The sequence below is a fragment of the Nitratireductor sp. J20-h4 genome (assembly GCF_056780505.1).
The window spans coordinates 2,475,820-2,502,586 of record NZ_CM165557.1; the positions used below are offsets into that span (position 1 = coordinate 2,475,820).

The window sequence follows — 26,767 nt, forward strand, 5'->3', positions numbered from 1 at the left end:
AGGCCGGCGCTAGCGCCGGCCCCGATGCCACCATGCGATCATCGCCATGGTGGTCAGGCAGATTGCTAACAGCGCAGCGGCGAAGGCGACAGCGCCGTCGCCGGTCATCACCACCAGCGCGGTAACGGCGAGCGCCCCACCCATCTGGCTGACAAAGCCGTAGAGCGAAGCCGAGAAGCCGGCGATGTCGCCATGCGGGTCGAGCACCATCGCCGCCGCGTTGGAATAGACCACCAGATAGCTGGTTGCGAACAACACGAAAAACGCGGCCAGCAGCCAGGGCGTCAGCAGGCCTGCCAAAGCCGTCGCCAGGATCAGCGTCGCCGACAGGATCAGCACCGCGTTGCCGACCAGCATCGCCGGCACGATGCCGGCCACGGCGATCAGCCGGCGATTGACCATCTGACCGATGACGATGCCGGTGCCATGCAAGGCGAAATAGAACGCGAAAAGTCCGCCGGTAATGCCGAACTCGCTCTCATAGACCCGTGGCGCGGAGGCCAGGATCAGCAGCATGGTCGCCATCACCACCGCCGACAGGATGAGGAAATGGCGCGACTGCGCATGGATGACCAGCCGCCTGGTGCGGCGCAGATAGGTCGCCGGGCTGAGCGCGTCGGGGGCGAGCTTGGGAATGGTCTCGGAAAACCGCGTCAACGCGGCGAGCAAAAACATGCCGAACAGCGCCAGAACGGCAAAGATCGCCCGCCAGCCGAACAGCGCGGCAATGCCCGCGCCGGCGAGCGGCGCGACGATCGGCCCGACGGCGAAGATTGCGGTGGCAAACGCCAGATTGCGCGCCAGATCGGCGCCCGAATAGAGATCGCGGATGATGGCCCGCGACGACACGATCGCCGCCGCGGCGCCAAATCCTTGCAAGGCGCGTGCGCCGAGCAGCACCGTGATCGACGGCGCCAGCGCCGCGACCGCACAGCCGGCGACGAACAGCGTGAGGCCCGCCGCCAGCACCGGTCGACGCCCGTAGCGGTCGGACGCCGAGCCCCACAGCAATTGCCCGAAGGCGGCGGCGACCATGTAAAAGGTGATGGTCCACTGCACCAGCGCATAGCGCGTGTCGAGCGCGTCGACCATGGCGCCGAAGGATGGCAGCGTAATATCGACGGCGAAGGCGGAGACGGACATCAACAGTCCGCAATAGACGAGCAGCGCACGCGCGCTCAATCGGACCGCTCTACGAAGGAGATCGTCTCGACCAGCGAAAGCGCCGTGCGCAGCGCCGAGCCGCACCCGACCACCATCTGCGGCAGGAGCAGCCATTCCAGCGTCCAGGCCGCGCCCGAACGCTCGTTTTCGTGCACCAGCGCCTGGTGCATGCCGGACAAGAGCGTGGCGTTGAAGCGCGCCAGGGCGACCAGCAGTTCGGCGCCGACCGGATTGACCTTGTGGGGCATCGCCGACGACCCGCCGCCGCTGGCAAGCCGGATCTCGCCGACTTCGCTCTGCGCGGCGAGCGCGATGTCCTGGCCCATCTTGCCGAGCGTGCCGGTCACCAGCGACAGCCAGCCGGCCAGGCCGGCAATGCCGTCGCGCTCAGCGTGGCGCACCGTGTCCGGCACCGTCAGGTCGAGCCCGACGGCCAGCCGCCGCGCCACCGCCGCGCCGGCCGCGCCGAGCTTGTCGCGCGTGCCGGCCGCCCCGCCGAAATGCAGCACGCACACACCCTCTCTCACCCCGGCCATCGCCGCGCGATGCCTGAGAAGCGGCGCGCGCCAGCTTTCGATCTTGCGCGAAGCCGGCACCGGGATCGCGGCCTGCATGCGGGTATGCGCCATCACCTCGACCGCGCCGTCGCGCACGGCGAGCGCGTCGAGCCGAGCGACCAGTTCGTCGAGCCGGGCGCCGAAAATGTCGAACGCGGAGGCCAGCCGCAGCGCCAGGCCGGTGTCGATCACATCCTGGCTGGTCGCGCCGAAATGAACGGACGTCGCATGCGGCTCGCCGACCGCGGCGCGAAGCTGGCGCACGAGCTCCGGCACGACGACGCCGTCGCGCGCCGTCGCCTGATTCAAAACCTCAAGGTCGGGCTGGAACGTCTTGATGCGACTCTCGATTTCGGCAGCCGCACCGGCCGGAATGATACCCTCCGCACCTTCCGCCACCGCCAGGCCCGCCTCGAAGGCCAGCATCGCCGCCATGTCGGCCTCGACCGAAAACAGCGCGGCGATCTCCCGGTCGCCGGTCAGGCCGGACAGGAAAGGATGCTCGAAGGGAAAAACGCTCACGATGACATGCGGCTCAGATATCGAGGAAGACCGTTTCCTTCTCGCCCTGGAGATGGATGTCGAAGGTGTAGACGTCGCCGTCGCGCGGCGCAATCAGGGTCGGCACCCGGTTCTTGTGCTCGATGCGCTGAAGCAGCGGGTCCTGCGCATTGGCGTCTTGCTCGTCGGCGAAATACATCCTGGTATGCAGTCCGAGATTGATGCCGCGCGCCACGATCCAGAAGGTGATGTGCGGCGCCATCAGCCGGCCGTCCTTGAACGGGACACGCCCCGGCTTGATGGTGGAAAACTCGAACAGCCCGCTTTCCATGTCCGAGGCGAGCCGGCCCCAGCCCGAAAAATTCGGATCGGCGGCGCCGCGCAGCTCCGAGGGCGAATTGTAGAGCCCGGCCGCGTCGGCCTGCCAGATCTCGATCAGCGCGTCCTTGAGCGGCGTGCCGGTGCCGTCGATCACCCGGGCGCGCACGGTGATGCGCTCGCCCTGTGTCTTGTCGTTGACCATCGCGGCGCCGAGGTCGTTGGCATAGACGCCCTTGATGCCGCAGAAATTCGGCGTCAGCCCGATATGGACATAGGGGCCGGCCGTCTGCGAGGCGCTTTCCTTCAGGCGGTTGAGCGGCTGCACCATGATCAATTTCCCTCCAGCCGGTTTTCAAACAGCGTCGAGCGACGGCCGCGCAGCACGATGTCGAACTTGTAGGCGCGCGCGTCCATCGGGATCGTGGCCTGCATGTCGAGCGCCGCCACCAGCCCCTCCACCGCCGCGCGGTCGGGAATGGTGGCCACGATCGGGCAGCGCCAGATCAGCGGATCGCCCTCGAAATACATCTGCGTGATCAGCCGCTGGGCGAACCCGTGGCCGAAGACCGAGAAATGGATATGCGCCGGCCGCCAATCGTTGACGCCGTTCGGCCACGGATAGGGTCCGGGCTGGATGGTGCGAAAACAATAGGACCCGTCCGCGTCGGTGATCACGCGCCCGCAGCCGCCGAAATTCGGATCGAGCGGCGCCAGATAGCTTTCCTTTTTGTGGCGGTAGCGTCCGCCGGCATTGGCCTGCCACACCTCCACCAGCGCGCCGGCCACGCCCTTGCCGCGCTCGTCGAGCACCCGGCCATGGACGATGATGCGCGGCCCGATCGCGCTTTCGCCGGCCTTGGCGAAATTGTGGATCAGGTCGGCGTCGAGCGCACCGAGCATGGAATGCCCGAACACCGGCCCGGTGATCTCCGAAAGCGTGTTGTCGAGCGAGATCAGCGCCTTTTGCGGCGAACGCACGACCGAGGTCTTGTAGCCCGGCGCATAGGCCGGCGGCTGCCACTGGCGGTCGCGCTGGAAAAACGCGCCGGTCTCGGGCCTTTCGTTCGACATCTCATCCCTCCTGTTCGACGGCGCTTGCGTCCATCTCGTCGAGCGTCTGCTTGACCACCTTGATGGCGTGGTTGGCCGCCGGCACGCCGGCATAGATTGCCACATGCAGCATCGCCTCGCGAATGTCATCCGGGCTCGCGCCGGTATTGGCGGTGGCGCGCACATGCATGGCGACCTCGTCGTAATGGCCGAGCGCGGCCAGCAATGCCAGCGTCACCATCGAACGCTCGCGCTTGGTCCAGTTCGGGCGTGACCAGACGTGGCCCCACGCGGCCTCGGTGATGAGATCCTGGAACGGTTCGTCGAACGGCGTCTTGCGCGCCTCCGCCCCGTCGACATGGGCATCGCCGAGCACCGTCCGGCGCGTCGCCATGCCTTGCCGGTGACGGTCCGGCTTTTCCGGGTATGCGGACATGCAGCCTCCATTGTCGATTTTCAGCACTCAACCAGATTAAACCGGTTATGAAAAATGCTATTTTTTGCCATAATCATATCAAGAGCGATATGAGTACGATGCAGATCAAGACCCGTCACCTTGCCGTTTTCGTCGAGACCGCCCAGCGCATGAGCGTCGGCAAGGCGGCGGCAGCGCTCGGCCTGTCGCAGCCGGCCGTCACCCGCACATTGCGCGAACTGGAAGCCGCGCTCGACCGGCCGCTGCTGGCGCGCGAGGGGCGCGGCATCCGCCTGACGCCGGCCGGAGAGGAATTTTGCCGCCATGCCGCCGCCAGCCTGGCGGCGCTGCGCCGCGGCGTCGACGCCGTGCAGGAGCTGGCGGGCGGCGGCAGGGCAGCGCTGCGGATCGGCGCGCTGCCGACCGTATCGGCCCGCATCATGCCCAAGGTGGCCGCCGGTTTCCTCGCCGACACCGGCGCGCTGTTGACGATCGTGACCGGCGAGAACACGGTGCTGCTCGAGCGGCTCGCGCGCGGCGAGCTCGACGTCGTCGTCGGCCGGCTGGCCGCGCCCGAGCGCATGTTCGGCCTGAGTTTCGAGCATCTTTATTCCGAGGAGGTGCGTTTTGTCGTCCGCCGCGGCCACCCGCTTGCCGACACGCACGCTTTCGCGCCCGCCGACATCGCCGCCTACCCCGTCATCATGCCGACACCGGGCTCGGTCATCCGCCCGTTCGTCGAACGCCTGCTGATCGCACTTGCCCTGCCCGAACCGCAACGGCGGATCGAAAGCGTGTCGGATTCCTTCGGCCGCGCCTTCCTGCGCGAGACCAACGCGGTGTGGATCATCTCCGAGGGCGTGGTCGCCGACGAGATCGCGGCCGGCACGGTCGTGGCGCTGCCGGTCGACACGGCCGAAACCCGCGGCGCCGTCGGCCTCACCCTGCGCGCCGACCAGGAGCGCCCGCCGCTTCTCGACGCCTTCGGCCGGGCGCTCCGCGCCGCCACCGCCGCGCTGCGCGCCTCTCAGTAAGGCAGGCCGACATAGTTTTCGGCCAGCGAGGTCGACGCCGCGCGCGAGTGCACCAGATAATCGAGTTCCGCCTCCTGGATCTTCTGCCCGAAGGCACCGGTATCGGGGAAACGATGCATCAGCGTCGTCATCCACCAGGAAAACCGCTCCGCCTTCCAGATCCGGTTCAGCGCGCGTTGCGAATAGGCGTCGAGGCCGGCCTGCGACGCCTCGCCGTAGAATTCGCCGAGCGCGTCGAACAGATAACGCACGTCGCTCGCCGCCAGGTTCAGCCCCTTGGCGCCGGTCGGCGGCACGATGTGACCGGCATCGCCGACCAGGAACAGCCGTCCGAAACGCAGCGGCTCGGCAACGAAGGAGCGCAGCGGCGCGATCGATTTTTCCACCGACGGCCCGGTGCTCACCCGCTCCGCCGTCGCCGCCGGCAGGCGCCGCCGGATCTCGTCCCAGAACCGGTCGTCGGGCCAGTCCTCGATCTTTTCCTCAAGCGGCACCTGGACGTAATAGCGGCTGCGCGTCGTCGAGCGCATCGAACACAGCGCGAAGCCGCGCGGATGGTTGGCATAGATCAGTTCGTGATTGACCGGCGCCACCTCGGCGATGATGCCGAGCCAGCCGAACGGATAGACCCGCTCATAGGTTTTCAGCACCGACGCCGGCGCCGATTTGCGTGCAATGCCGTGATAGCCGTCGCAGCCGGCAATGAAATCGCAGTCGAGACGCTGCGTCACGCCATCCTTGTCGAAGGTGACATACGGACTGGCACCGTCGAAATCGTGCAACGCGACATTGGCGGCCTCGTAGACGCTGACGCCGCCGGTCTGCTCGCGCTTGTCCATCAGGTCCTGGGTGACCTCGGTCTGGCCGTAGACCATCACCTTCTTGCCGCCGGTCAGATCCGCAAGGTCGATGCGGTGACGCCTGCCGTCGAAGGCCAGGTCGATGCCTTCATGCGCCAGCCCCTCGGCGCGCATGCGCGCGCCCGCCCCCGCCTCGTCCAGAAGCACGCACATGCCCTCTTCCAGCACGCCGGCGCGGATACGCTCCAGCACATGCGCCTTGGTCGCGCGCTCCAGGATGACGTTGTCGATCCCGGCATTGGTCAGAAGCTGTCCGAGCAAGAGGCCCGAAGGCCCCGACCCGATGATCGCCACCTGGGTGCGCATGAAATCTCCCACATTCCGCTTTCATGCCACACTGGACCTTGGACCTGTCGCGTCTCAATGGACACGCGGCGCAACATCTTGCACAATTCGCGCATGACTGAGAACAAGCCGAAATGACCCGACACGTCCCCACCTATCAGCTCTATGGCGACAAACACGCCGAAAGCGCCGATTTCTGGCTTCACTGCGAGTCCATCCCGGAACGGAGCCGGCTGCACGACTGGGAAATTCGCCCGCATCGCCATGCCGCCTTCTTTCAGATATTGTACATTTCCCACGGTCACGGCAAAGCGCTGATGAACCGCGCCTATCGCCCGTTCGAGGCGCCGGCGGCGATCTTCGTTCCACCCGGCGCCGTGCACGGCTTCCGCTTTTCCCCCGACATAAGCGGCCTTGTCGTCACCGTGCTGCGCGACCGGCTCGACCGGCTGACCGCCGCCGACCGCAACATCGCCGCCTTCGCCCGCGACCCGCGCCTTCTGCTCGACGCCGACACCGGCGCCCCGCGCGCCGTCGACGCCCTGTCGTGCATCGCCGCCGAACTTGCCGGCCACGCGCTCGGGCGCTGGACCATGCTCGACGCGCTGGTGACGGCGGCGCTGATCGAGTTCGCCCGCGCCGGCGCGACACATGCCGGCCAAACGCCGCCGCCGGATGGCCTCGACCGCGGCCGCGTGGAAGCGCTCGGCGCGCTGATCGGCGCGCATTTCCGTGAGCACCGGCCGGTCGGTTTCTACGCGGACCGGCTGGGCGTTTCGGCCGCGCACCTGAACCGGATCGCGCGGCGCGCCACCGGCCGCAGCGTCAGCCAGCTTCTCACCCTGCGCCTCATCGAGGAGGCGAGGCGCGATCTCGTCTTCACCTTTCTGCCCGCGCAGTCGATCGCCCTGTCGCTCGGCTTTTCCGACCCGGCCTATTTCAGCCGCTTCTTCCGCAAGCAGACCGGCCTGACGCCCGGCGCCTTTCGCGAACGCGAGCGCGCGCGGCTGAAATTCTGACCGCGCGCCGGCCCCGCCCCCGGCCTCACACCACCGCCAGCGCCTGGGCCAGATCGGCGACCAGATCGTCGGCGTTCTCCACGCCGATCGACAGGCGGATGGTGGTGTCGAGCACGCCGATCCGGTTGCGGATCTCCAAAGGCACGCCCGAATGGGTCATCGCGGCCGGATGGCTGGCCAGCGATTCCGTTCCGCCCAGGCTGACCGCCAGCTTGAAGATCTGCAGCGCGTTCAGGAAGGCGAAAGCCGCCGCCTCGCCGCCGCGAATGTCGAACGAGAATGTCGACCCCGCGCCCGTGCACTGGGCCGCGAAGCAGCGCCCGGCCGGCGTGTCGGCACCGAAGAACGGCGGATAATGCACCTTCTCGACCTTGGCGTGGTCGCGCAGGAATTCGGCCACGACATGCGCATTGGTGTTGGCCTTTTCCATGCGGATCGTCAGCGTCTCCAGCGAGCGGCCCAGCATCCAGCACGAATGCGGGTCGAGCTGGGTGCCGATCGCCCCGCGCAGCGCCTTGATCGGTTTCATCACCGCCTTGGAGCCGAGCACGGCGCCGGCGATCAGGTCCGAATGCCCGCCAACATATTTGGTCAGCGAATAGACCGAGATGTCGATGCCGTGGTCGAGCGGACGCTGGAACACCGGGCCGAGCAGCGTGTTGTCGCAGGCGATCACCGGCCGAAGACCGTTCTGCCGCGCCGCGATCTCGTCGGCGATCCGCGCGATCATTGCCATGTCGATCAGCGTGTTGAGCGGATTGGACGGCGTCTCGATGAAGATCGCCGAAACCCGGCCTTTCGCCAGCGCGGCATCGGCCGCCGCGCGCACCGCCTTGTCGTCGACGCCGTCGGAAAACCCGACCGACTGGATGCCGAAATCGGCCAGTGTGCGCGCCAACAACGTCTCGGTGCCGCCATAAAGCGGTTGCGAATGCAGGATCACGTCGCCCGGGCGCGCGATCGCCAGAAGCGTAGTGGCGATCGCCGACATGCCGGACGAAAACAGGATACAGGCTTCCGCCCCTTCATAGACCGCCAGCCGGTCCTCGACGATCTCGCTGTTGGGATGGTTGAAGCGCGAATAGACCAGTCCGGCGGCCGAACCCTCCGGCGGCTCCTTGCGGCCGGACACGTAGTCGAAGAAGTCGCGCCCTTCCTCCGCGCTCTTGAAGACGAAGGTCGAGGTCAGGAACACGGGCGGTTTGACCGCGCCTTCCGACAGTTCCGGGTCGAAGCCGTAGGTCAGCATCAGGGTTTCGGGATGCAAACGGTGATTGCCAATATGGGTCTTGTAGGGACGCGGCGCGGTCATGAGGCTCACTCCAGATGGACTCGGCACACAGCCTATCATCTCGGCCGGCCGGTTGCGCCCCATGCGTGCGCAGTGCCGGCTTTTCTGCACAAGACCGGCGGCGCCGGCCGCCTCTGAAAAAGGGGGCGGTCGCCCGCCCCCTTCATGCCGGTATCGGCCAGGTCCGCTACTGAAGCGCCTTGTCGGTGATCATATGCGTCCAGGCGCCTTCCGGCTCCTTGGTGATGACCGGGTCGGATCCGCCTTCGAGCAGCGTCTTGACCGTGCGCTCGTAATCGGCCGGGTCGAGCGCCCCGTTGGAGCCCGCCGTGAGCTTGGCGATCTCGCCCATCATGCGTTTCTGGTGCTTTTCGGTCTGGGCGCCGCTGGCATCGTTGTCGAGCACGATCATCGCCGCCTCGTCCGGATTCTCCTCGGCCCATTTCCAACCCTTCATCGAAGCCCGCACGAAACGGGTCAGCCGGTCGACGAAGGCGTCATCCTTGAGGTTGTCCTCCAGCACGTAAATGCCGTCCTCGAGCGTGGCGACCCCCTGGTCCTCATATTTGAACACCACCAGATCGTCGGGTTCGAAACCGGCGTCGATCACCTGCCAGTATTCGTTGTAGGTCATGGTCGAGATGCAGTCGGCCTGTTTCTGGATCAACGGATCGACGTTGAAGCCCTGCTTGAGCACCGTCACGCCCTCCTCGCCGCCGTCGGTGGACAGGCCGAGATGGCTCATCCACGACAGGAACGGATATTCATTGCCGAAGAACCACACGCCGAGCGTCTTGCCCTTGAAATCCTCCGGGCTTTCGATGCCGGTCTCCTTGCGGCACACCAGCATCATACCCGACGATTTGAACGGCTGGGCGACGTTGACCAGCGCCACGCCCTTCTCGCGCGTGGCGAGCGCTGCCGGCATCCAGTCGATGATGACGTCGGCCCCGCCGCCGGCCAGTACCTGCGGCGGCGCGATGTCGGGCCCGCCCGGCTTGATCTCGACGTCGAGGTTTTCCTCCTCGTAGAAACCCTTGTCCTGGGCAACGTAATAGCCGGCGAACTGGGCCTGCGTGACCCATTTGAGCTGCAATGTTAGCTTGTCGGCGGCAAGCGCCTGGGCCGCGGCGAAGGACATCGCCCCGGCCAGCATGGCAGTCATCAGTTTTTTCATGGTAGCGTTCCCTCTGTGGTTGAAGTGATGCCTATCCTCCCCGGATAGACGGATGCCAGAACGTGGCGGCCCGTTCCACGAGCGCGACCACACCATAAAAGACAGAACCCGCCAGCGCTGCAACCGCGATTTCGGCCCAGACCATGTCGATGTTCATCCGCCCGACCTCGGTGGAAATGCGGAAACCCATGCCGACGATCGGCGTGCCGAAGAATTCCGCCACGATGGCGCCGATCAGCGCCAGCGTCGAGTTGATCTTGAGCGCGTTGAAGATGAACGGTCCGGCGGCCGGCAGGCGCAGCTTGAACAAGGTCTGCCAGTAGCCGGCCGCATAGGTGCGCATCAGGTCGCGCTCCATTGCCGACGCCGCGGTCAGGCCCTGGACCGTGTTCACCAGCATCGGAAAGAAGGTCATGATGATGACGACCGCCGCCTTCGACGGCCAGTCGAAGCCGAACCACATCACCATGATCGGCGCCACGCCGATCACCGGCAGCGCCGAGACGAAATTGCCGAGCGGCAACAGCCCGCGCTGCAGGAAGGGCGAGCGGTCGATCAGGATCGCGACCAGGAAGCCCGATCCGCATCCCAGCACGTAGCCGGCCAGCACCGCCTTCAAAAAGGTCTGGCGGAAATCGGCCCACAGGATCGGCAGCGAATTGATCAGCCGTTCCCAGATCGCCGATGGCGGCGGCAGCAGCACGAACGGAACCTCGAAGCCGCGCACCGCGCCTTCCCACAGCACCAGGAGCGTCGCGCCGAAGATCAGCGGCACGGCGATACCGATCAGCCGCGCACCGGCGCGGCTTTCCGGCTGCCGGCGCACCAGCCATTCGTTAAAGGCCCAGGCCGCGAGCCAGAACAGGACGGCGAGCAGGAACACACTCATCGCGCCATCCCCATGCGCTTCAAGACCAGGCCGTGCGCGAAACCGACCGCCATCACCAGCACCGCCGCGATCGCGGCCGCGGCAAACAGCGCCGCCCAGATCTGCACGGTCTGGCCGTAATAGGAGCCGGCCAGAAGCCGCGCCCCCAGACCGGCCACCGCGCCGGTCGGCATTTCGCCGACGATCGCGCCGACCAGGCTGATGGCGACCGCGACCTTCATCGAGGTGAACAGGTAAGGCAGCGCGCTCGGCCATCTCAGCTTCCAGAACACCTGGCCGGCGCCGGCCGAATAGGTGCGCATCAGGTCGAGTTGGATGGCTTCGGGGCTGCGCAGCCCCTTGACCATGCCGACCACGACCGGGAAAAACGACAAATAGGTCGAGATCAGCGCCTTGGGCAGGATGCCCGACAGGCCGATCGCGTTCAAAACCACGATGATCATCGGGGCGATCGCCAGGATGGGGATCGTCTGCGAGGCGATCACCCACGGCATGACGGACTTGTCCATGGCGCGGTTGTGAACGATGCCGACGGCGAGCAGAATGCCAAGCGCGGTGCCGATGGCGAAGCCGAGCAGCGTCGAGGACAGCGTGACCCAGCCGTGATAGACGAGGCTGCGCTTGGATGTCGGGCGCACATCGACCGTCGTCTTCCAGATTTCGGCCACCACCTGGTGCGGGCTCGGCAGCACCGGCCGTTCCTGGTTGAGCGTGTCGCGGACAAGCTCGGCGGCCGTCCATTCCCGCTCGGCCTTGGCGTAGCGGTCGAGCTGCCACGGCGCGTTCAGATAGACCGCGAAGGCGTACCACAAAGCCACGAGCGCCACGACGACGGTGAGAATGGGAACCGTCTTGCCGCCGACGAGGCGCGCGCCCAGCGTGGGCCTTGCCGTCGGCAGGTTCGCCACCGGGTCGACCGCCACCATCACCCGCCCCCGTGCGGACGTCGGGCCGCGCGACCGGCCGCGGCCGGTATCGCCTTGACCTCACTCATAGCTGTGCCCCGCCCGCAGCCCCTCGCGCACGCGATGGGCGATCTTCAAGAACTCCGGGCTTTCGCGAATGTCGAGCGGCCGCTCCTTGGGCAGGGTCGAATCGATAATGTCGGTCACCCGCCCCGGCCTGGGCGACATCACCACGATCTTGGTCGACAGATAGACCGCCTCCGGAATCGAATGGGTGACGAAGCAGATCGTCTTGGTCGTGCGTTCCCACAATTTCAGCAATTGCTCGTTCAGATGGTCGCGCACGATCTCGTCCAGCGCGCCGAACGGCTCGTCCATCAGCAACAGATCGGCGTCGAAGGCGAGCGCGCGCGCGATCGAGGCGCGCTGCTGCATGCCGCCGGAAAGCTGCCACGGAAATTTGTTGCCGAACCCCTTCAGGTCGACCAGTTCCAAGACGCGCGCTATACGCTCTTGCTGCTCGGCGCGCCCGATACCCATGATTTCCAGCGGCAGCGCGATGTTCTTTTCGATCGTGCGCCAGGGATAAAGCGCCGGCGCCTGGAAGACATAACCATAGGCGCGCCGGCGCCGCGCCTCCTGCGGCGTCATGCCGTTGACGGTGATCGAACCGGCGGTCGGCTGTTCGAGATCGGCGATGACGCGCAGAAACGTCGTCTTGCCGCAGCCGGACGGCCCGATGAAGGACACGAATTCGCCCCTGCCGATCGATAGATCGACATCGGCCAGCGCCCGCACCGGCCCGTCGCTTGTCTGGAAGGTCAGGCCGAGCCCCTTGGCCTCCACGACGCTTCGCGCCCCGGCCCCGGCATCCGCCGGCAGACCCGCGCCGTCGCCGGCCGTGGCCTGCCCCCTGATCGCGGCGGAACTATTACGCATCGGTCGGTCTCCACTGGATACGCCGCGGCGGCGGCGCTGCAATCGAAGATAGAACGCCGAGCCGGCCGTCGCCAAGCCGCTGCCCTGGAGCCGTTGCGCCGGGCGTCGAACACGCAGGCAGCCGCACAGCGTGCGCCCCTCGCCGCGAGCCTGCGATCAAGGCGACGCGCAAGACCATCCTCACAGCCCCGCCGCCGGAATCACGTGGTCGCGCGTCAGCGGCGCCAGTCGCGCCCGCTGTGGCAGGTCGCCTGGATACCAGGCCAGTTCGGCGATCTCGGCCTGGGCCGAGACCGGCCCGTCGTGATGCAGCCGGTAAAGGGCGGCCTCGACGGCGTGGCCGGGCTCGTTGGCGGCCGGCGCCGAAAACCTGCCCAGGAAGCTCAGGGCTCCCTCGTCCGTCTCGAGCCCCAGTTCCTCCCGCAATTCGCGCACCAGCGCATCGCGCGCCGTCTCGCCGGGATCGATCTTGCCGCCGGGCTGCATGAAGATTTCGGTACCGGCCTTGCGCACCAGCAGCATCTGGCCTTGCCGGTTGACGATGGCCGCGGCGGCGATCCTGATCGTTGCGGCCGGGGCGCCGCTCATACTTGCGCCCTGACCGAACGCCAGGCCGAAATCACCGCATCGGCCGTGCGCGCGCCGTCCGCGAGGCTCGCCGGTCCCGACGAAACCGAAATCCGCATGACGTCGCGCCCACGCCAATGGCCGGCGCTCGGATAGGCTTTTCCATCGGCTTGAACCGCGGCCAGCGTCTGCCTGGTCAGCGCGTCGCTTCGCGGGTCGTCGCCCGCCCCGCAGGCGACCACCACCTGGTTGAGCACCACCGCGTTCAAGACCGACAGACCCGGCTCGGCCGCGACGAGGCCGGCGATGCGGCGGGCGACCGCGCAATGACGCTCGATCATTTCGGCCAGGCCGTCACGACCCAGATGTTTCAGGATCGCCCAGACGGGAAATCCGCGCGCCCGGCGCGAGAGCTCGGGCGCCAGGTCGCAGGGATTGCGGCGTTCGACCTGCGGCAGATAGGCGGCGGTACTGCCCATGGCGCGGCGCATCGCGGCACCGTCGCGCACGATCGCCACGCCGCAATCATAGGGCGCCTGCAGCCATTTATGCGCGTCGGCGGCCCAGCTATCGGCCGCCGCCATGCCGTCGGTCAGCCCGTGCAGGGACGGCGCGGCCGCCGCCCACAGGCCGAAAGCGCCGTCGACATGCACCCAGGCGCCGGCGCCGCGCGCCAGCCCGATCAAGTCTGGAAACGGATCGAACGCGCCACTGTTGACGTTGCCGGCCTGCAACACGACCATGGTCGGACCACGCAGGCCGGACAAGACCGCCTCCAGCGCGTCGGGCCGCATGCGCCCCTGGGCGTCGGACTTGGCGACATGCACCCGTTCGGCGCCAAAGCCGAGATAGCGCAGGGTCAGGAAGATCGAGGAATGCGCCTCGCCGCCGAGGACGACATTGACCGCCGGCGCGCCGAACAGGCCCTTGGCCTCCACGTCCCAGCCCGCCGCGTCGAGCAGATGCGCGCGCGCGGCGGCAAGCGCGGTGTAGTTGGCCATGGTCGCGCCGGTCGCAAAGCCGACGGCAGCGCCTTCCGGAAGCCCCAGAAGATCGACGATCCAGTCGCCGGCAACCTCCTCGGCGGCGGCCGCCGCCGGCCCGATATCGGCGAAGCCCGGCGCCTGTCCCCAGGCCGAGGCCAGCCAGTCGGCCGCGACGCCGACCGGATGGGACGCGCCGATCACCCAGCCGTGGAAATTCGGGCTGACCGTGCCGAGCAGCCCGCCCTCGGCCCGGCGCGCGAGATCGGCCACGACCTCCCGCGCCGCAGTGCCGCTGCGCGGCAGCGCCTCGCGGAAACGCGCGAGCACGTCGGGATAGGAAAGCGCGGCGCCGACGGGCCGCTCCGCGACGCCGGCGCGATAGGCCTTGGCGATCTCGGCCGCCAGATCGAGCGCCTCGGTCTCGTCCGGCGACAGGCCGGCCACGCCTAAACCCCGCTTGCCGGGATGCCGGACCGCTCGACCTTGCGCGGGGCGGTGATCTCCTTCCATTGCGACAGCGCCGTGCTGACCGGGCCGCGCGCCTCGCGCGCGACGAACTGGCCATGGCCGGGCTTGGCCTCGACCTGGAAATCGTCGACGACGACCTCGCCGCGCGACAAGACGTATTTCGGCAGGCCCTTGACCTTAATGCCCTCGAACACGTTGTAATCGATCGCCGATTGCTGCGTCTTGGCCGAGATCGTCTTGGTCTTTTCGGGGTCCCAGACCACGATGTCGGCGTCGGCGCCCTCGGTGATCGCCCCCTTCCTGGGATACATGCCGAAAATCTTGGCCGGGTTGGTGGAGGTGACGGCGACGAATTCGTTCATCGTCAGCCGGCCGGTGGCCACGCCATAGGTCCACAGGACCGGCAAGCGGTCCTCGAGCCCGCCAGTGCCGTTGGGGATTTTTGTGAAATCGCCGATGCCGGTGCGTTTCTGCTCGGTGGTGAAGGCGCAGTGGTCGGTGGCGACCACCTGCAGCGAGCCGGCCGACAGCCCGGCCCACAGCGAATCCTGGTGCTGCTTGTCGCGGAAGGGCGGGCTCATCACCCGCCGCGCGGCATGGTCCCAGTCGGCATTGGCGTATTCGCTCTCGTCGAGCACCAGATGCTGGACCAGCGGCTCGCCGTAGACGCGCATGCCCTTCTGCCGCGCCCGGCGGATCGCCTCGTGGCTCTGCTCGCAGCTCGTATGGACCACGTAAAGCGGCGCGCCGGTCGCGTCGGCGATCATGATGGCGCGGTTGGTCGCCTCGCCCTCGACCTCGGGCGGGCGCGAATAGGCGTGCGCCTCCGGCCCGTTATTGCCTTCGGCAAGCAGCTTTTCCTGCAGGGCGGCGACCACGTCGCCGTTTTCGGCATGCACCATCGGCAGGGCGCCGAGCTCGGCACAGCGGCTGAACGAGGAATACATCTCGTCGTCGTTGACCATCAGCGCGCCCTTGTAGGCCATGAAATGCTTGAACGAGGTGATGCCGCGCTCGACCACTTCCGGCATTTCGTTGAACACCTGCTCGCCCCACCAGGTGATCGCCATGTGAAAGGAATAGTCGCAGCAGGCGCGCGTCGACTTGTTGTCCCACATCTTGATGGCGTCGAGCAGCGAGCCGTCGGGCTGGCTCAGGCAAAAGTCGATCACCATCGTGGTGCCGCCCGACAGCGCCGCGCGCGTGCCGGACTCGAAATCGTCGCTGGAATAGGTGCCCATGAAGGGCATTTCCAGATGGGTGTGCGGGTCGATGCCGCCCGGCAGAACGTAGCAGCCGGTGGCGTCGATCTCATGGTCGGCGTGCAGATCCGGCCCGATGCCGACGATCTTGTCGTGCTTGATCAGCACGTCCGCCTTCCATGTCCGGTCCGCGGTGACGATGGTTCCGTTCTTGATGACTTTGGACATGTTGCAACCTCCCTGCTGGTCTTTCTCGTGGCCTTACGCCGGCGGATCGGCGCGGCAGCCCCGCTAGCAAGCCCGCCGTGCCGGCTGTGCCTGCCAATTCCCGTCTGGCGCGCACGCCGCCTCTCCCGTTGCGGCCGAACGCGCGCCCATCGCCTCACACCGCCCCGTACACGTCGATCGCCCTGCCGTGCACGCCGATGTCGACCGGGCCGAACACGGTGGCGACGGCGAGCGCGAAATAACCGGCCTTGGGCATGTAGACCACGTGATAGCGCTCGTCGCCGCGCGTCACCGACCAGCATCGCTGCTCGAGGCCGCCGGAAAACCCTACCATGACCGGAGCCGGTTCGATCAAGTCGGCCTCGAAATCCGCCAGCGTGCGTGCATACCAGCTAGCCGTGGCGGCGCTGCCGGTGCGCGAGGTCCTGCGCGCCTCGGCGACCGGATCATAGGCCGCGATCTCGCCGGCGATGATCGCCTTGATCGCCCGCGGCCCGATCGCGCCAGCACGCACGGCCATCACGCCGCCGCTCCTGCTGCAAGTGTTGTGGCTCGGTCGCGACGACAGGCGATCCGAACGGCAAGACACCCCTTCATGCGACGCCCGCCTCCTTCAATATTTCTTCGACACAGCCCTCGAACGCATCGCTCAACTCTCCGGTCGTGAAACGGAGCACACGGTATCCTTGCGACGTCAGCCAGCGGTCGCGCCGGCGATCTCTCTCCCGTCGCCCGGGCTGGAAATGATGCTCGCCATCGACTTCGATGACGAGACGGAGATCGTGAATGGCAAAATCGGCAATGAAAGGTCCGATCGGGGCCTGCCGGCGCACGTGTATCCCAAAGTGCCGCTTGAAGCCGCGCAACTCCGCCCAGCGCTTTTTCTCGCCATCTGTCATGGTCCGGCGCAACGATCGTGCCCGCGAGATTGTGGTGGGCTCGATGCCAGTCGGAGACACCGTTCTCCCCCCCACCCCTCCCCACAAAGGGAGAGGGACGGCTCCGAAGCCGCCTTTTTCGGCAAAGCATCCGATGAAGGCAGCGGCCCGACCGGCACTTCCTCTCCCCCTCGTGGGGAGGGGTGAGGGGTGGGGGTATGCAAACCGCCAGCCTCTCGCCGCACACTTCATATCGGCTGTCTCACTCCACGATCTCCGCCGTCTCCACCACCGCGTGGAACAGCACGTCGGCGCCGGCGGCGGCCCAGTCCTTGGAGATTTCCTCGGCCTCGTTGTGCGAAAGCCCGTCGACGCAGGGGCACATCACCATCGCCGTCGGCGCGACCCGGTTCACCCAGCAGGCGTCGTGGCCCGCGCCCGAAACGATATCGCGATGCGAATAGCCGAGCCGTTCGGCCGCCTCGCGCACCGCCGTCACGCAGCCTTTGTCGAAGGTGACCGGATCGAAATGGCCGACCGGTTCGATCTCGATGCCGAGCCCGAGTTCCTCGGCGATTTTCGGCGCCTCGGCCTCGAGCCGCGCCTTCATCGCGTCGAGCGTTTCCTGGTCGGGTGAGCGGAAATCGATGGTGAAGACCACCTTGCCGGGAATGACGTTGCGCGAATTGGGATAGACGTCGCAATGGCCGATGGCGCCGACCGCGGCCGGCTGATGGCTCATGGCGATCTCGTGCACCAGCTCGGTGATGCGGGCCATGCCGAGCCCGGCATTCCTGCGCATCGGCATCGGCGTCGAGCCGGTATGCGAATCCTTGCCGGTCAGCGTCACCTGCAGCCACCACAGCCCCTGGCCGTGCGTGACCACGCCGATATCCTTGCCCTCGGCCTCCAGGATCGGCCCCTGCTCGATATGCAGCTCGAAAAAGGCGTGCATCTTGCGCGCGCCGACCTTTTCCTCGCCCTTCCAGCCGATGCGTTCCAGTTCCTCGCCGAAGGTCTTGCCCTTGGCGTCCTCGCGCGCATAGGCCCAGTCGAGCGTATGTTCGCCGGCGAACACGCCCGAGGCCAGCATCGCCGGCGCGAAGCGGGTGCCCTCCTCGTTGGTCCAGTTGGTGACCACGATCGGATGTCTGGTCTTGATGCCCAGGTCGTTGAGCGTGCGGATGAGCTCCAGCCCCCCGAGCACGCCGAGCACGCCGTCATATTTGCCGCCGGTCGGCTGGGTGTCGAGATGCGAGCCGACATAGACCGGCAGCGCGTCGGGGTCGGCGCCCTCGCGGCGCGCGAACATGGTGCCCATTTCGTCGACGCCCATCTCCAGCCCCGCCGCCTCGCACCAGTTCTGGAACAGGCGCCGGCCTTCGCTGTCCTCGTCGGTCAGCGTCTGGCGGTTGTTGCCCCCGGCCACACCGGGTCCGATCTTCGCCATCTCCATCAGGGACTCCCAGAGACGGTCGGCGTTGATCCTCAAATTCTCGCCCGGTGCGGCCATGTGCTCATTCCCCTATTTCAGTTCGACTTCCACGAAGGCCATCGCCCTGTCGCCGGCATTGACGACATTGTGCTCCATGCCCTCGTCGCGGCGATAGCTGACGCCGGCCTCCATGTCGACGCGGCGCGCGCCCCCGCCCGGCTCTTCCAACAGGAAGGCGCAGGGCGTCAGCGTGGTCACCACATAGTCCATGCCGTGTCGGTGCCATCCGGTTTCCGCACCCGGTGGAAAGTCCCACCGGGTCACGCGCACGCGCTCGTCGTCGATCAGGACATCGTGGCTGGCTTTCGGGCGCTCGCTGCCCATCTCAATCCACCATGGTCAGCACTTCACGCACATGGTCGACGAGTTCGTCGATCTGTCCCTTGGTGATGATCAATGGCGGCGACAGCGCGATGATGTCGCCGGTGGTGCGGATCAGCGCGCCGCGCTCGAACGCCTTGACGAAGGCCGAGAACGCGCGCTTGCTCGGCTGGCCGGCGATCGGTTCGAGCTCGATCGCGCCGACGAGGCCGATATTGCGCACGTCGATGACATGCGGGGCGTCCTTGAGCGAATGCAGCGCGTCCGCCCAGTGCTCCGACAGCTCGGCCGCGCGCGTCAGCAACCCTTCTTCCTTGTAGGTGTCGAGCGTGGCGAGCGCCGCCGCCGAGGCGATCGGATTGCCGGAATAGGTATAGCCGTGGAAGAACTCGATCAGATGTTCCGGCCCGTTCATGAACGCGTCGTGGATCTCCTTCTTCACGAACACCGCTCCCATCGGCACGACGCCGTTGGACACGCCCTTTGCGGTCGTCATGATATCGGGGATGACGTCGAAATAATCGGCGGCGAACGGCGTGCCGAGACGGCCGAACCCGGTGATGACCTCGTCGAAGATCAGCAGGATGCCGTGCTTGTCGCAGATCTCGCGCAGGCGCTTGAGATAGCCTTTCGGCGGGATCAGCACGCCGGTCGAGCCGGCGACGGGCTCCACGATCACGGCCGCCACCGTCGAGGCGTCATGCAGCGCCACGATGCGTTCCAGCTCGTCGGCAAGGTCGGCGCCGTGCTCGGGCTCGCCGCGCACGAAATTGTTCTTTTCGGGCAGATGGGTGTGCGGCAGATGGTCGACCCCGGTCAGAAGCGTGCCGAACATCTTGCGGTTGGCGACGATGCCGCCGACCGAGATGCCGCCGAAATTGACGCCGTGATAGCCGCGCTCGCGTCCGACCAGCCGGAAGCGCGAGCCCTCCCCCTTCACGCGATGATAGGCGAGCGCGATCTTGAGCGCGGTGTCGACGGATTCGGAGCCGGAATTGGTGAAGAAGACATGGTCCATCCCCTCCGGCGCGATGTCGACCAGCCGGTTGGCGAGTTCGAACACGACCGGATGGCCCATCTGGAAGGCGGGCGCGTAGTCGAGCTCGGCCGCCTGGCGCTGGATCGCCTCGGTGATCTTGGGCCGGCAATGGCCGGCATTGACGCACCACAGCCCGGCCGTGCCGTCGAGGATCTTGCGCCCGTCCGATGCAGTGTAATGCATGTCCTTGGCGGCGACGAGCATGCGCGGCGCCTGTTTGAACTGACGGTTGGCGGTGAACGGCATCCAGAACGCGGAGAGATCGTTCGGTGCGACATTCAGTCTGTTGGACATACCGAGCCTTTCGTTTGTTGTTTTGAGCCGCTGTTGCGCCAACGTTTGTTTTTTCGCGCGTAACTGTGCTACGCAATTTTTGACCGAATGGACAAACGTTAGCACCGCCATGAGGGCGGTCAAGAAAATTGTAGACGAAGTGCATACCCGGCTTCGCGCTCCACAAGCCGGCAGCCGCTGGTCCAGTCGATTGGTCCAACAAGGCGGAGCGGGCGTAGCGTCGCCGCCGGTTAAGCAGGAGCGTGAACGTGGATACGCCGTCGCCGAAGACCCGCACCCGCATCCAGAAACAGAAGCGCGAACTGATCCTGGAAGCCGCGCTCGAGGTGTTTTCCCAGCACGGTTTCCGCGGCTCCACGATCGACCAGATCGCCGAGGCCGCCGGCATGTCGAAGCCGAACCTGCTTTATTATTTCCGCAACAAGGAAGACATCCATCACACGCTGATCCAGCGCCTGCTCGACACCTGGCTGGCGCCGTTGCGCGGGCTCGACGCGGTCGGCGACCCGCTGACGGAACTGCGCGGTTATATCCGCCGCAAGCTCGAAATGGCGCGCGATTTTCCGCGCGAAAGCCGGTTGTTCGCCAATGAGATTCTGCAGGGCGCGCCGCGCGCCATGCCGATGCTGGAAGACGAGTTGAAGACGCTGGTCGACGAGAAGGCCGAAGTGATCCTGGGCTGGATGAAGGCCGGCCGGATCGCACGCACCGACCCCCGGCACCTGATCTTCTCGATCTGGGCCACCACCCAGCATTATGCCGATTTCGACGTTCAGGTCCGCGCCGTGCTCGGCCCCGGGCGCGACGGCGAGGGCCGGTTCGAAGACGCCGCCCGGTTTTTGGAGCAATTGTTCATGGACGGGCTCAAGCCGAAGGGCTGACGCGGCGCGGGGCTTTCGGCCGCCTCAGCCCGCCTTCCAGATCGTGCCCTGCGCGGCCGCGCACAGCTTTTCCACGCCGGCCTCGTCGATCGCCATCACATCGCACTGGCACACTGCCTGGGTCTTGCCCGCGCCGGTCACGCGGGCCCGCGCCACCAGCCGGCTGCCCTTGGCGGGCCGCAGATAATTGATCTTGAACTCCAGCGTCACCGAATCCCCCAGCACCGAGCCGCCGGCATAGGTCAGCGCGTTGTCGGCCAGATAGGAGACGACGCCGCCATGCGCGAAACCGTGCTGCTGCAGATGTTCGGGCTTCAAATCGAGCGCGAGTTCGGCCCGGCCGGGCTCGAAGGTGACGAGTTCGGTGCCCAGAAGAACACTGAACGGCTGGGCGGCCAGGATTTTGCGGCCATAGTCGAAAAGAGCTTTATCCATTGCCGCCTCCATAGCGTCGATTCCCTCATCCCCGGTGCGGGCGGCCTCAGCCATCGCGCGAAAACACCACCACCGCCAGGGCGAGAACGGTGACCAGCGCGCCGGCCGCCACGCTCGCGCTCACCCAGCCATGGCCGAGCATGCCCTCGTAGAGGATGACAATGCTCGGCATCAGATAGCCGTAGGCGAGCACCTTGGAGGCCGGCAGCCGGAGCGTGGCGAACTGCAGCAGGAAGAAGGTGCCGGCGGTGGTGAAGACGGCGAGATAGGCGATCACCGCCCATACGATCACCGGCAGTTCCGCCCACGCCGTGCCAAGGATTTCGCGCAGCCCGTAAGCGGTAATGACAATCCCCGTCGCCATCAGCGTCCAGAAGGTGAAGGTCAGCACCGGTTCGCCGCGATTGAGCTTGCGCACCAGCGGCGCATAGGCGGCGTGACAGGCGCAGCCGAAAAAGAAGATCATTTCGCCGCGCCCGACATCGAAGCCGAGAATGGCGTCGAGGTCGCCGCGAAAGATCACCCAGATCGCGCCGGCCGCGGCGACCACCAGGCTGAACACCACCAGCGGCCGCGGCACCTGGCCCAGAAACAGATAACCGAAACCGGCGCTCATCAGCGGCATCAGCGTAAAGACCGCGCCGGTCGACACGGGCGCGGTGAATTGCAGCGCCACGAACATGGTGACGAAGAAGATCGCCATCAGGCCGCCCAGCACCAGGAACCGCCAGGGCGCGCGCGGCCGCGCCAGCGCGCCGCCGCCGATCAACAGCCAGGCAGCAACGCCCATGATCGCGGTGCCGAGCAGGAACCGCGCCGCGTTGATCGCGGCCGGCCCGATATGCGGGGCCGCCAGCGCGCCGAACGAAAACGAGCCCGCCACGAGCGCCGCAAAACACAGCCCCGCCAGATGGCCGAGCAGCTTCTGCCTGCCGGTGGCGAAACTCCTGTGATCGGGTCGGCGCGCGACATGGATATCGACGGCGTGGGTCAAGCCATACTCCCTTTGGCGCATCTGACGTAACGCGCCGGTGGCTACGGGAAAAGACTTTTCGATTGGTCCTGTAACGGCAAGGACCGCCCTCAGCGCCGGCCGCCAGCCAGTGAAGACGATCACGGCGCCACGCGACAGCCGCCCGTCGATGCGCCCCGGCGATCGAAGAGCGGCAGCCGCGACGGCTTGCGTCAACGGACCCGATGTCAGGCGGCGCGGCTTTCGTCGTCGGTGACGGGATGGATTGTGCGGAAGGGGACCGCGATCCGGTTCCAGATGTTGATGACGCCGATCAGCACGGTGAGCTTGACCAGTTCGGATTCCGAAAAATGCCGCGACACCGCCTCGTACTCCGCGTCTTCGACCGGGCCGTCGGCGATCCTGGTCAGCCTTTCGGTCCACACGAACGCGGCGCGTTCACGCGGCGAAAATAGCGGCGATTCCCGCCAGGCCGAGACCAGTTGAACGCGCTGTTCGCTCTCGCCGTCGCGGCGCGCCTCGCGGCTGTGCATGTCCACGCAATAGGAACAGCCGTTGATCTGCGAGGCGCGCAGCTTGACGAGGTGAACCAGCCCGATATCGAGGCCGGACCGCTTTACCGCCGTGTCGAGCTCGAGCACGATCTTCAGCAGCGCGGGTTCGGTCTTCCAGTAGTCGAGACGCTGTAGCATTGGGTTTCCTTTCATTGGGGTTCGGGTAAGGCGGAGATCGCGGCGGCGTCGCCGGGCCGCTGGTGGCGTTGCAAAAACGCACAGCCGAACGCGAGCGCGCGCGGATCGGCCTCGGCCTCGTAGCCGGCGATCACGTCGGCAAGCCGCTCGGCGCGCAGGGCGCCACGCCAGGCCTGTTCGGCCTTGAGCATGGCCACCTTGATGCCGCACGGCTTTTGATAGGCGTCGGGCTCCAGCGCACCCGGACCGCGCTGGCGGATTTCACCGCACCGAAAGGCCGGCTCCGCCCCCTCCACCGCCACAACGATGTCGAGCAGCGAAATCCGCGAGGCCGGCCGGCCAAGCCGATAGCCGCCATGCGGGCCGGAGACCGAGGCAAGCACGCCCGCCGCGACCAGTCTGTTGAGATGTTTGACGAGATAGCTCGCCGACACGCCGTGATAGTCGGCCAGCGCCGCCGCCGGCAGGGTCTTGCCGGGCGCCAGACCGGCCAGCAGCGCGGCGCAATGGATCGCCGCCTCCACACCTTCGGACAATTTCATCGTCATCTCCTATCTTCGATATCTTATATCTTGGACATTTTTTATCTTCAATAAGCGGGCCGACCGCTGCTGACTCGCCCTGACACGCGTTTCCTTGCCGGCAGCGCCGCTACGCCGATGGAATCCATGCGGGCTTCCGGATCGAGGGAGGCGGACGCCAGAGGGCATTGACAGCGCCTGCCGCGTTCCCGATAACCGGCCCATGCGCGAAAAAGGCTCGCTGATCGTTTCCCGGCCCGCCGGCATCCCGACAGGTGCGATGCCGGATATACGACCGGGCTGAAAGCAGCACGCATCGCGTATCCCGCAACCCCGCCGCTGACGGACGGGGTTATTCAGCGGACGTGCCCCGTCCCATCGGCAGATCGATGGAGAGAAAAATGGCACAGAACATCTACGACAATCCCGAGTTTTTCGCCGGCTACAGCGGACTGCCGCGCCAGCAGCATGGCCTGGCCGGCGCGCCGGAATGGCCGGCCGTGCGCGCTATGCTCCCCGACCTTGCCGGACGGCGGGTTGTCGACCTGGGCTGCGGCTTCGGTTGGTTCACCCGCTGGGCGCGGGAGAACGGCGCGGCCGCCGCGCTTGGGATCGATCTGTCGGAAAACATGATCGCGCGCGCCAGGGCCGACACGACCGATCCGATGGTCACCTTCGAGATCGCCGATCTGGAAAAGCTCGTCCTGCCGCGTGCGGCTTTCGATTTCGCCTACAGCGCCCTCACCTTCCACTATATCGAGGACTTCGGCGCCCTCGCGGCTACCGTCCGGCAGGCGCTGACCCCCGGCTCGCATTTCGTTTTCACCATCGAGCACCCCGTCTTCATGGCCGCCGCGCACCCACGCTGGCTGACCGACGAAGACGGTCGCAAGACGTGGCCGGTCAACGGTTATTCCGTCGAAGGCGAGCGCCGCACCGACTGGTTCGCCAGGGGCGTTCTCAAATATCACCGCACGATCGCCACCACCCTCAACACGCTGATCGGCGCGGGTTTCGCGATCCGCCAGATCGAAGAATTCGCGCCGACGGCCGCCCAGATCGCGGAAAACGCTGATCTCGCCGAAGAGATCGAGCGGCCGATGATGGTGCTGGTGTCGGCGCAGCGATAGGCTGGCTCACAACCCTGGAACAAAGTCCCGAGAGCGGGGCTCCGTTTTCGGGAAGCCCATGCCCGAACGCACGTCCGGCGAAGGCCGGGACCGGTTTGGGGCACAACATGCGCAACCTCGAAAGCCTGGGGTGCGCCGAGCGAGGCTGAAACAGTGCGGCGCGCTTCAACCGGCGGCGCGATCCGTGCTGCTTTCACCGGCATGTCGGCCAAGATCCGGATTGAAGGTACGCACCCTGTTGCGGCCCGCCGACTTTGCGGCGTAGAGGGCCTGGTCGGCCTTTCTCAACAGGTCGTCGGCGGTATCGCCATCGTGGGGGGCGAACGCGATGCCGATACTCACGCCGACGAGCGCGCGCGGTCCGTCGAGGCTGAAAGGCTCGGCAAAGGCGGCAAGGATGCGGTCGGCCAGAAGCAGGGAGCCGTCCGGTTCGCCCGGCCCCGCCGTGAGCACGGCGAACTCGTCACCGCCGATGCGCGCCACGACATCCTCCGCCCGGCATACCGATCTCAGCCGCCGCGCCACATCCGTCAGCAACAGATCGCCCGCCGCATGGCCGAACGTATCGTTGACCGGCTTGAACCGGTCGAGGTCGAGATACATGACCGCCAGCCATCCGCCCTTGCGCGCGCGCCCCGCCAGCATCCCCCCGAGGCACTCCATGAAACAGCGGCGGTTGGGAAGATCGGTCAGCGGATCGTGGCTGGCGTAATAGGCGTTCTGCTTTTCGGAGCGCATGCGTTCGGTAATGTCGATCAGCGTGCCTTCGAAATAGGCCGGCTGCCCGTCTTCGTCGAACACCGTCCATCCGTTTTCGGATATCCAGATGCGCTCGCGCGTCTTGTGGCGATAAACCTCCGAGACGAAATCGACGACGCGCCCGGTCCGGCACATCAGCCGCGCCCACTCCGCGCGCCGTCCCGGTTCGACATACCATTCCGAGGCGATATCGTTGACGGAAGCGACCAGTTCCTCCTCGCGGGAATATCCGTTCAGGCGCACCAGCGCGGGATTGGCGCGCAGCATCTTGCCATCCGGTGTGGTGCGGTAAACGCCAACGACGGCGTTTTCGAACAAGGCGCGATATTCGGCCTCCGCCTTGCTCAGCTTTTCCTCCTGCAGCAAGCGCTCGCTGATATCGAATATCGATGAAACGATCTGTATGTCGGCCGCGTTCTTGTCGACCACCTTGGCCGACACCAGCACCGATCGCAATCCGCCGTCGGCGGCGTGTATGCGGGCGGGAAAGTCATGCACCACCCCCTCGCGCGCGATCGTGTCAAGCAGCGCAGCCGCCTCCCCTGGGTTCTCGTAAAGATCGACCGCCCGGCTTCCGACCAGCTCTGCCGCCGGCCCGCGAAGAAACTGCCCCGCAGCCTTGTTGGCGCGCCCGATTTTCCCGCTCACCGCCGACAGGACGACCAGTGGAATCGGCACCGCCTCGAAAACACGTTCGGTCAGCATGCGACTTTGCGCCAGTTCGCCCAGCGCGGCGGCGCGCGAGCGCGCGGTTGCCCAGGCGATCCGCAAATCGCGTCCGTTTCGGCTCCGCAACGCGGCAAGCAGTCCGTTGAGCACAACCAGCGCGACGCCCGTTCGCAAGGCTGTTTCCGTTACCCCCGTGTAAGCCACGTAGCTGCCCATCATGATGAGGCTGACGAGGCTGTTGGTGATGACGGCGAGGCGAAAGCGGGTCGGAACGGCCAGAAAGAAGATCGCCGGCAACATCAGGACCACGACGATGATGACGTTCTGCTGCACGAACATCAGCGTCGCCGCCACCAGCGTGATCACCAATTGCCAGACGATCAGCAGCGGCTCGACGAGGGACCGCGACACCAACCCGACCAGCAACAGACCGGCGAGCGAGGCGACGAACGCGACCGAGCGCGCCGCGAGCGCAAGCGGAACGAGCTGCTGATCGGAAAGAAGAACGTTGACGCCGGCCAGAACAAAGCTGACCAGCATGCCCATAGCGAGCACAAACCGCGACTGCTTCAGGGTTTCGGGGTATTGGTCGCGGCGAAGAGCGGCCTCGAGCGCGGGATCGCGAAACTCGCCGGTAATGCGCGACAGGTCGCGTGCGGGATCGTTCGCGGATAAGGCATCAGGTCGCATCTATCTGTGTCGCCGGCTGCCGATGAATCCATCACAAGACAGCGATCATGCGCGAATAGTGTAAAAAAACGGACAATAAGAAACGTCACAAACAATTCGACCGCCAACGGAACACGGCCCCGTTGGCGGATA

General features: G+C 66.4%; 28 protein-coding genes. 4 read left to right on the forward strand and 24 right to left on the reverse strand.

Annotation, left to right across the window (positions count from 1 at the left end):
- Positions 1-9: 9 nt before the first annotated feature.
- Genes ACT2B0_RS12085 through pcaC form a run of 5 tightly spaced genes read right to left on the reverse strand, consistent with a single transcriptional unit; the run spans position 10 to position 4,029 of the window.
- Complete coding sequence (locus ACT2B0_RS12085) at positions 10-1,182, reverse strand: MFS transporter (protein WP_473465098.1); 1,173 nt, start codon at positions 1,180-1,182, stop codon at positions 10-12.
- A complete protein-coding gene (locus ACT2B0_RS12090) occupies positions 1,179-2,243 on the reverse strand; it encodes a 3-carboxy-cis,cis-muconate cycloisomerase (RefSeq protein ID WP_473465099.1) in 1,065 nt (354 codons plus the stop codon). Before ACT2B0_RS12090 ends, ACT2B0_RS12085 begins: the two co-directional genes overlap by 4 nt.
- A gap of 13 nt (positions 2,244-2,256) precedes the next feature.
- Positions 2,257-2,871, reverse strand: coding sequence for a protocatechuate 3,4-dioxygenase subunit alpha (gene pcaG / locus ACT2B0_RS12095; RefSeq protein WP_473465102.1), 615 nt, complete (start codon positions 2,869-2,871; stop codon positions 2,257-2,259).
- Positions 2,872-2,873: 2 nt separating this feature from the next.
- Positions 2,874-3,614: a protocatechuate 3,4-dioxygenase subunit beta gene (gene pcaH, locus ACT2B0_RS12100; RefSeq protein WP_473465104.1), complete on the reverse strand. Its 741-nt coding sequence runs from the start codon at positions 3,612-3,614 to the stop codon at positions 2,874-2,876.
- A 1-nt stretch (position 3,615) separates the two neighbouring features.
- On the reverse strand, positions 3,616-4,029 hold the full coding sequence (gene pcaC / locus ACT2B0_RS12105) for a 4-carboxymuconolactone decarboxylase (protein ID WP_473465106.1): 414 nt from the start codon (positions 4,027-4,029) through the stop codon (positions 3,616-3,618).
- Positions 4,030-4,118: 89 nt separating this feature from the next.
- Here pcaC and pcaQ point away from each other — a divergent pair, with 89 nt between their 5' ends.
- Positions 4,119-5,042 (forward strand): pca operon transcription factor PcaQ, encoded by a 924-nt coding sequence (gene pcaQ / locus ACT2B0_RS12110; RefSeq protein WP_473465109.1) that lies wholly within the window; start codon positions 4,119-4,121, stop codon positions 5,040-5,042.
- Here the strand turns inward: pcaQ and pobA are convergent.
- A complete protein-coding gene (gene pobA, locus ACT2B0_RS12115) occupies positions 5,036-6,208 on the reverse strand; it encodes a 4-hydroxybenzoate 3-monooxygenase (protein WP_473465112.1) in 1,173 nt (390 codons plus the stop codon). The genes pcaQ and pobA overlap by 7 nt on opposite strands.
- Before the next feature lie 113 nt (positions 6,209-6,321).
- On the opposite strand from pobA, the gene ACT2B0_RS12120 reads away from it, so the two are divergent.
- A complete protein-coding gene (locus ACT2B0_RS12120) occupies positions 6,322-7,206 on the forward strand; it encodes a helix-turn-helix domain-containing protein (protein WP_473465114.1) in 885 nt (294 codons plus the stop codon).
- A gap of 25 nt (positions 7,207-7,231) precedes the next feature.
- Here ACT2B0_RS12120 and ACT2B0_RS12125 read toward each other — a convergent pair whose 3' ends face one another.
- The 13 genes from ACT2B0_RS12125 to aptA all read right to left on the reverse strand — a co-directional run bounded on the left by ACT2B0_RS12125 (position 7,232) and on the right by aptA (position 19,885).
- Positions 7,232-8,518 carry a cystathionine gamma-synthase family protein gene (locus ACT2B0_RS12125; RefSeq protein WP_473465117.1) on the reverse strand — a complete coding sequence of 429 codons (1,287 nt, stop codon included), beginning with the start codon at positions 8,516-8,518 and terminating at the stop codon, positions 7,232-7,234.
- 166 nt (positions 8,519-8,684) lie between these two features.
- Entirely contained in the window at positions 8,685-9,674 is a 990-nt protein-coding gene (locus ACT2B0_RS12130; protein WP_473465119.1) for an ABC transporter substrate-binding protein, read from the reverse strand.
- A gap of 31 nt (positions 9,675-9,705) precedes the next feature.
- The gene (locus ACT2B0_RS12135; RefSeq protein WP_473465121.1) at positions 9,706-10,563 is read right to left on the reverse strand and encodes an ABC transporter permease; all 858 of its coding nucleotides are present in this window, start codon (positions 10,561-10,563) and stop codon (positions 9,706-9,708) included.
- Entirely contained in the window at positions 10,560-11,489 is a 930-nt protein-coding gene (locus ACT2B0_RS12140) for an ABC transporter permease (protein ID WP_473465124.1), read from the reverse strand. Before ACT2B0_RS12140 ends, ACT2B0_RS12135 begins: the two co-directional genes overlap by 4 nt.
- 60 nt (positions 11,490-11,549) lie before the next feature.
- Positions 11,550-12,407 carry an ABC transporter ATP-binding protein gene (locus tag ACT2B0_RS12145; protein WP_473465126.1) on the reverse strand — a complete coding sequence of 286 codons (858 nt, stop codon included), beginning with the start codon at positions 12,405-12,407 and terminating at the stop codon, positions 11,550-11,552.
- Positions 12,408-12,587: 180 nt separating this feature from the next.
- Complete coding sequence (locus tag ACT2B0_RS12150; RefSeq protein ID WP_473465129.1) at positions 12,588-12,995, reverse strand: NUDIX hydrolase; 408 nt, start codon at positions 12,993-12,995, stop codon at positions 12,588-12,590.
- Positions 12,992-14,404 carry a pyridoxal phosphate-dependent decarboxylase family protein gene (locus ACT2B0_RS12155; RefSeq protein WP_473465131.1) on the reverse strand — a complete coding sequence of 471 codons (1,413 nt, stop codon included), beginning with the start codon at positions 14,402-14,404 and terminating at the stop codon, positions 12,992-12,994. The genes ACT2B0_RS12150 and ACT2B0_RS12155 overlap by 4 nt, the downstream gene beginning before the upstream one ends.
- Before the next feature lie 2 nt (positions 14,405-14,406).
- Entirely contained in the window at positions 14,407-15,858 is a 1,452-nt protein-coding gene (gene hydA, locus ACT2B0_RS12160; RefSeq protein ID WP_473465134.1) for a dihydropyrimidinase, read from the reverse strand.
- Between the two features lie 154 nt (positions 15,859-16,012).
- Entirely contained in the window at positions 16,013-16,378 is a 366-nt protein-coding gene (locus ACT2B0_RS12165) for a hypothetical protein (RefSeq protein ID WP_473465136.1), read from the reverse strand.
- A gap of 73 nt (positions 16,379-16,451) precedes the next feature.
- Positions 16,452-16,832, reverse strand: a complete 381-nt coding sequence (locus ACT2B0_RS12170) for an endonuclease domain-containing protein (protein ID WP_473465139.1) — start codon at positions 16,830-16,832, stop codon at positions 16,452-16,454.
- 166 nt (positions 16,833-16,998) lie between these two features.
- A complete protein-coding gene (locus ACT2B0_RS12175; RefSeq protein WP_473465142.1) occupies positions 16,999-18,249 on the reverse strand; it encodes a Zn-dependent hydrolase in 1,251 nt (416 codons plus the stop codon).
- A gap of 12 nt (positions 18,250-18,261) precedes the next feature.
- Complete coding sequence (locus ACT2B0_RS12180) at positions 18,262-18,555, reverse strand: cupin domain-containing protein (protein WP_473465144.1); 294 nt, start codon at positions 18,553-18,555, stop codon at positions 18,262-18,264.
- Position 18,556: 1 nt separating this feature from the next.
- Entirely contained in the window at positions 18,557-19,885 is a 1,329-nt protein-coding gene (aptA, locus tag ACT2B0_RS12185) for an omega-aminotransferase AptA (RefSeq protein ID WP_473465147.1), read from the reverse strand.
- A gap of 248 nt (positions 19,886-20,133) precedes the next feature.
- On the opposite strand from aptA, the gene ACT2B0_RS12190 reads away from it, so the two are divergent.
- Complete coding sequence (locus ACT2B0_RS12190) at positions 20,134-20,766, forward strand: TetR family transcriptional regulator C-terminal domain-containing protein (RefSeq protein WP_473465150.1); 633 nt, start codon at positions 20,134-20,136, stop codon at positions 20,764-20,766.
- Positions 20,767-20,790: 24 nt separating this feature from the next.
- Here ACT2B0_RS12190 and ACT2B0_RS12195 read toward each other — a convergent pair whose 3' ends face one another.
- The 4 genes from ACT2B0_RS12195 to ACT2B0_RS12210 form a co-directional block, all read right to left on the reverse strand.
- Positions 20,791-21,201, reverse strand: a complete 411-nt coding sequence (locus ACT2B0_RS12195; protein ID WP_473465153.1) for a PaaI family thioesterase — start codon at positions 21,199-21,201, stop codon at positions 20,791-20,793.
- A gap of 46 nt (positions 21,202-21,247) precedes the next feature.
- Positions 21,248-22,195 (reverse strand): DMT family transporter, encoded by a 948-nt coding sequence (locus tag ACT2B0_RS12200; protein ID WP_473465155.1) that lies wholly within the window; start codon positions 22,193-22,195, stop codon positions 21,248-21,250.
- Positions 22,196-22,401: 206 nt separating this feature from the next.
- A complete protein-coding gene (locus tag ACT2B0_RS12205) occupies positions 22,402-22,866 on the reverse strand; it encodes a carboxymuconolactone decarboxylase family protein (protein WP_473465158.1) in 465 nt (154 codons plus the stop codon).
- Between the two features lie 11 nt (positions 22,867-22,877).
- On the reverse strand, positions 22,878-23,408 hold the full coding sequence (locus ACT2B0_RS12210) for an RrF2 family transcriptional regulator (RefSeq protein WP_473465161.1): 531 nt from the start codon (positions 23,406-23,408) through the stop codon (positions 22,878-22,880).
- 380 nt (positions 23,409-23,788) lie between these two features.
- Here ACT2B0_RS12210 and ACT2B0_RS12215 point away from each other — a divergent pair, with 380 nt between their 5' ends.
- Entirely contained in the window at positions 23,789-24,517 is a 729-nt protein-coding gene (locus tag ACT2B0_RS12215) for a class I SAM-dependent methyltransferase (protein WP_473465163.1), read from the forward strand.
- Positions 24,518-24,682: 165 nt separating this feature from the next.
- Here ACT2B0_RS12215 and ACT2B0_RS12220 read toward each other — a convergent pair whose 3' ends face one another.
- Positions 24,683-26,635 (reverse strand): diguanylate cyclase domain-containing protein, encoded by a 1,953-nt coding sequence (locus ACT2B0_RS12220; RefSeq protein WP_473465166.1) that lies wholly within the window; start codon positions 26,633-26,635, stop codon positions 24,683-24,685.
- Between the last annotated feature and the right edge of the window lie 132 nt (positions 26,636-26,767).

What these genes read in the sequence shown, in the direction of transcription:
- pcaG (WP_473465102.1), bottom strand. Translation starts at nt 2,871, where the DNA reads ATGGTGCAGCCGCTCAACCGCCTGAAGGAAAGCGCCTCGCAGACGGCC.
- pcaH (WP_473465104.1), bottom strand. Translation starts at nt 3,614, where the DNA reads ATGTCGAACGAAAGGCCCGAGACCGGCGCGTTTTTCCAGCGCGACCGC.
- pcaC (WP_473465106.1), bottom strand. Translation starts at nt 4,029, where the DNA reads ATGTCCGCATACCCGGAAAAGCCGGACCGTCACCGGCAAGGCATGGCG.
- pcaQ (WP_473465109.1), top strand. Translation starts at nt 4,119, where the DNA reads ATGAGTACGATGCAGATCAAGACCCGTCACCTTGCCGTTTTCGTCGAG.
- pobA (WP_473465112.1), bottom strand. Translation starts at nt 6,208, where the DNA reads ATGCGCACCCAGGTGGCGATCATCGGGTCGGGGCCTTCGGGCCTCTTG.
- ACT2B0_RS12120 (WP_473465114.1), top strand. Translation starts at nt 6,322, where the DNA reads ATGACCCGACACGTCCCCACCTATCAGCTCTATGGCGACAAACACGCC.
- ACT2B0_RS12125 (WP_473465117.1), bottom strand. Translation starts at nt 8,518, where the DNA reads ATGACCGCGCCGCGTCCCTACAAGACCCATATTGGCAATCACCGTTTG.
- ACT2B0_RS12130 (WP_473465119.1), bottom strand. Translation starts at nt 9,674, where the DNA reads ATGAAAAAACTGATGACTGCCATGCTGGCCGGGGCGATGTCCTTCGCC.
- ACT2B0_RS12135 (WP_473465121.1), bottom strand. Translation starts at nt 10,563, where the DNA reads ATGAGTGTGTTCCTGCTCGCCGTCCTGTTCTGGCTCGCGGCCTGGGCC.
- ACT2B0_RS12140 (WP_473465124.1), bottom strand. Translation starts at nt 11,489, where the DNA reads ATGGTGGCGGTCGACCCGGTGGCGAACCTGCCGACGGCAAGGCCCACG.
- ACT2B0_RS12145 (WP_473465126.1), bottom strand. Translation starts at nt 12,407, where the DNA reads ATGCGTAATAGTTCCGCCGCGATCAGGGGGCAGGCCACGGCCGGCGAC.
- ACT2B0_RS12150 (WP_473465129.1), bottom strand. Translation starts at nt 12,995, where the DNA reads ATGAGCGGCGCCCCGGCCGCAACGATCAGGATCGCCGCCGCGGCCATC.
- hydA (WP_473465134.1), bottom strand. Translation starts at nt 15,858, where the DNA reads ATGTCCAAAGTCATCAAGAACGGAACCATCGTCACCGCGGACCGGACA.
- ACT2B0_RS12165 (WP_473465136.1), bottom strand. Translation starts at nt 16,378, where the DNA reads ATGGCCGTGCGTGCTGGCGCGATCGGGCCGCGGGCGATCAAGGCGATC.
- ACT2B0_RS12175 (WP_473465142.1), bottom strand. Translation starts at nt 18,249, where the DNA reads ATGGCCGCACCGGGCGAGAATTTGAGGATCAACGCCGACCGTCTCTGG.
- ACT2B0_RS12180 (WP_473465144.1), bottom strand. Translation starts at nt 18,555, where the DNA reads ATGGGCAGCGAGCGCCCGAAAGCCAGCCACGATGTCCTGATCGACGAC.
- aptA (WP_473465147.1), bottom strand. Translation starts at nt 19,885, where the DNA reads ATGTCCAACAGACTGAATGTCGCACCGAACGATCTCTCCGCGTTCTGG.
- ACT2B0_RS12195 (WP_473465153.1), bottom strand. Translation starts at nt 21,201, where the DNA reads ATGGATAAAGCTCTTTTCGACTATGGCCGCAAAATCCTGGCCGCCCAG.
- ACT2B0_RS12205 (WP_473465158.1), bottom strand. Translation starts at nt 22,866, where the DNA reads ATGCTACAGCGTCTCGACTACTGGAAGACCGAACCCGCGCTGCTGAAG.
- ACT2B0_RS12210 (WP_473465161.1), bottom strand. Translation starts at nt 23,408, where the DNA reads ATGAAATTGTCCGAAGGTGTGGAGGCGGCGATCCATTGCGCCGCGCTG.
- ACT2B0_RS12215 (WP_473465163.1), top strand. Translation starts at nt 23,789, where the DNA reads ATGGCACAGAACATCTACGACAATCCCGAGTTTTTCGCCGGCTACAGC.
- ACT2B0_RS12220 (WP_473465166.1), bottom strand. Translation starts at nt 26,635, where the DNA reads ATGCGACCTGATGCCTTATCCGCGAACGATCCCGCACGCGACCTGTCG.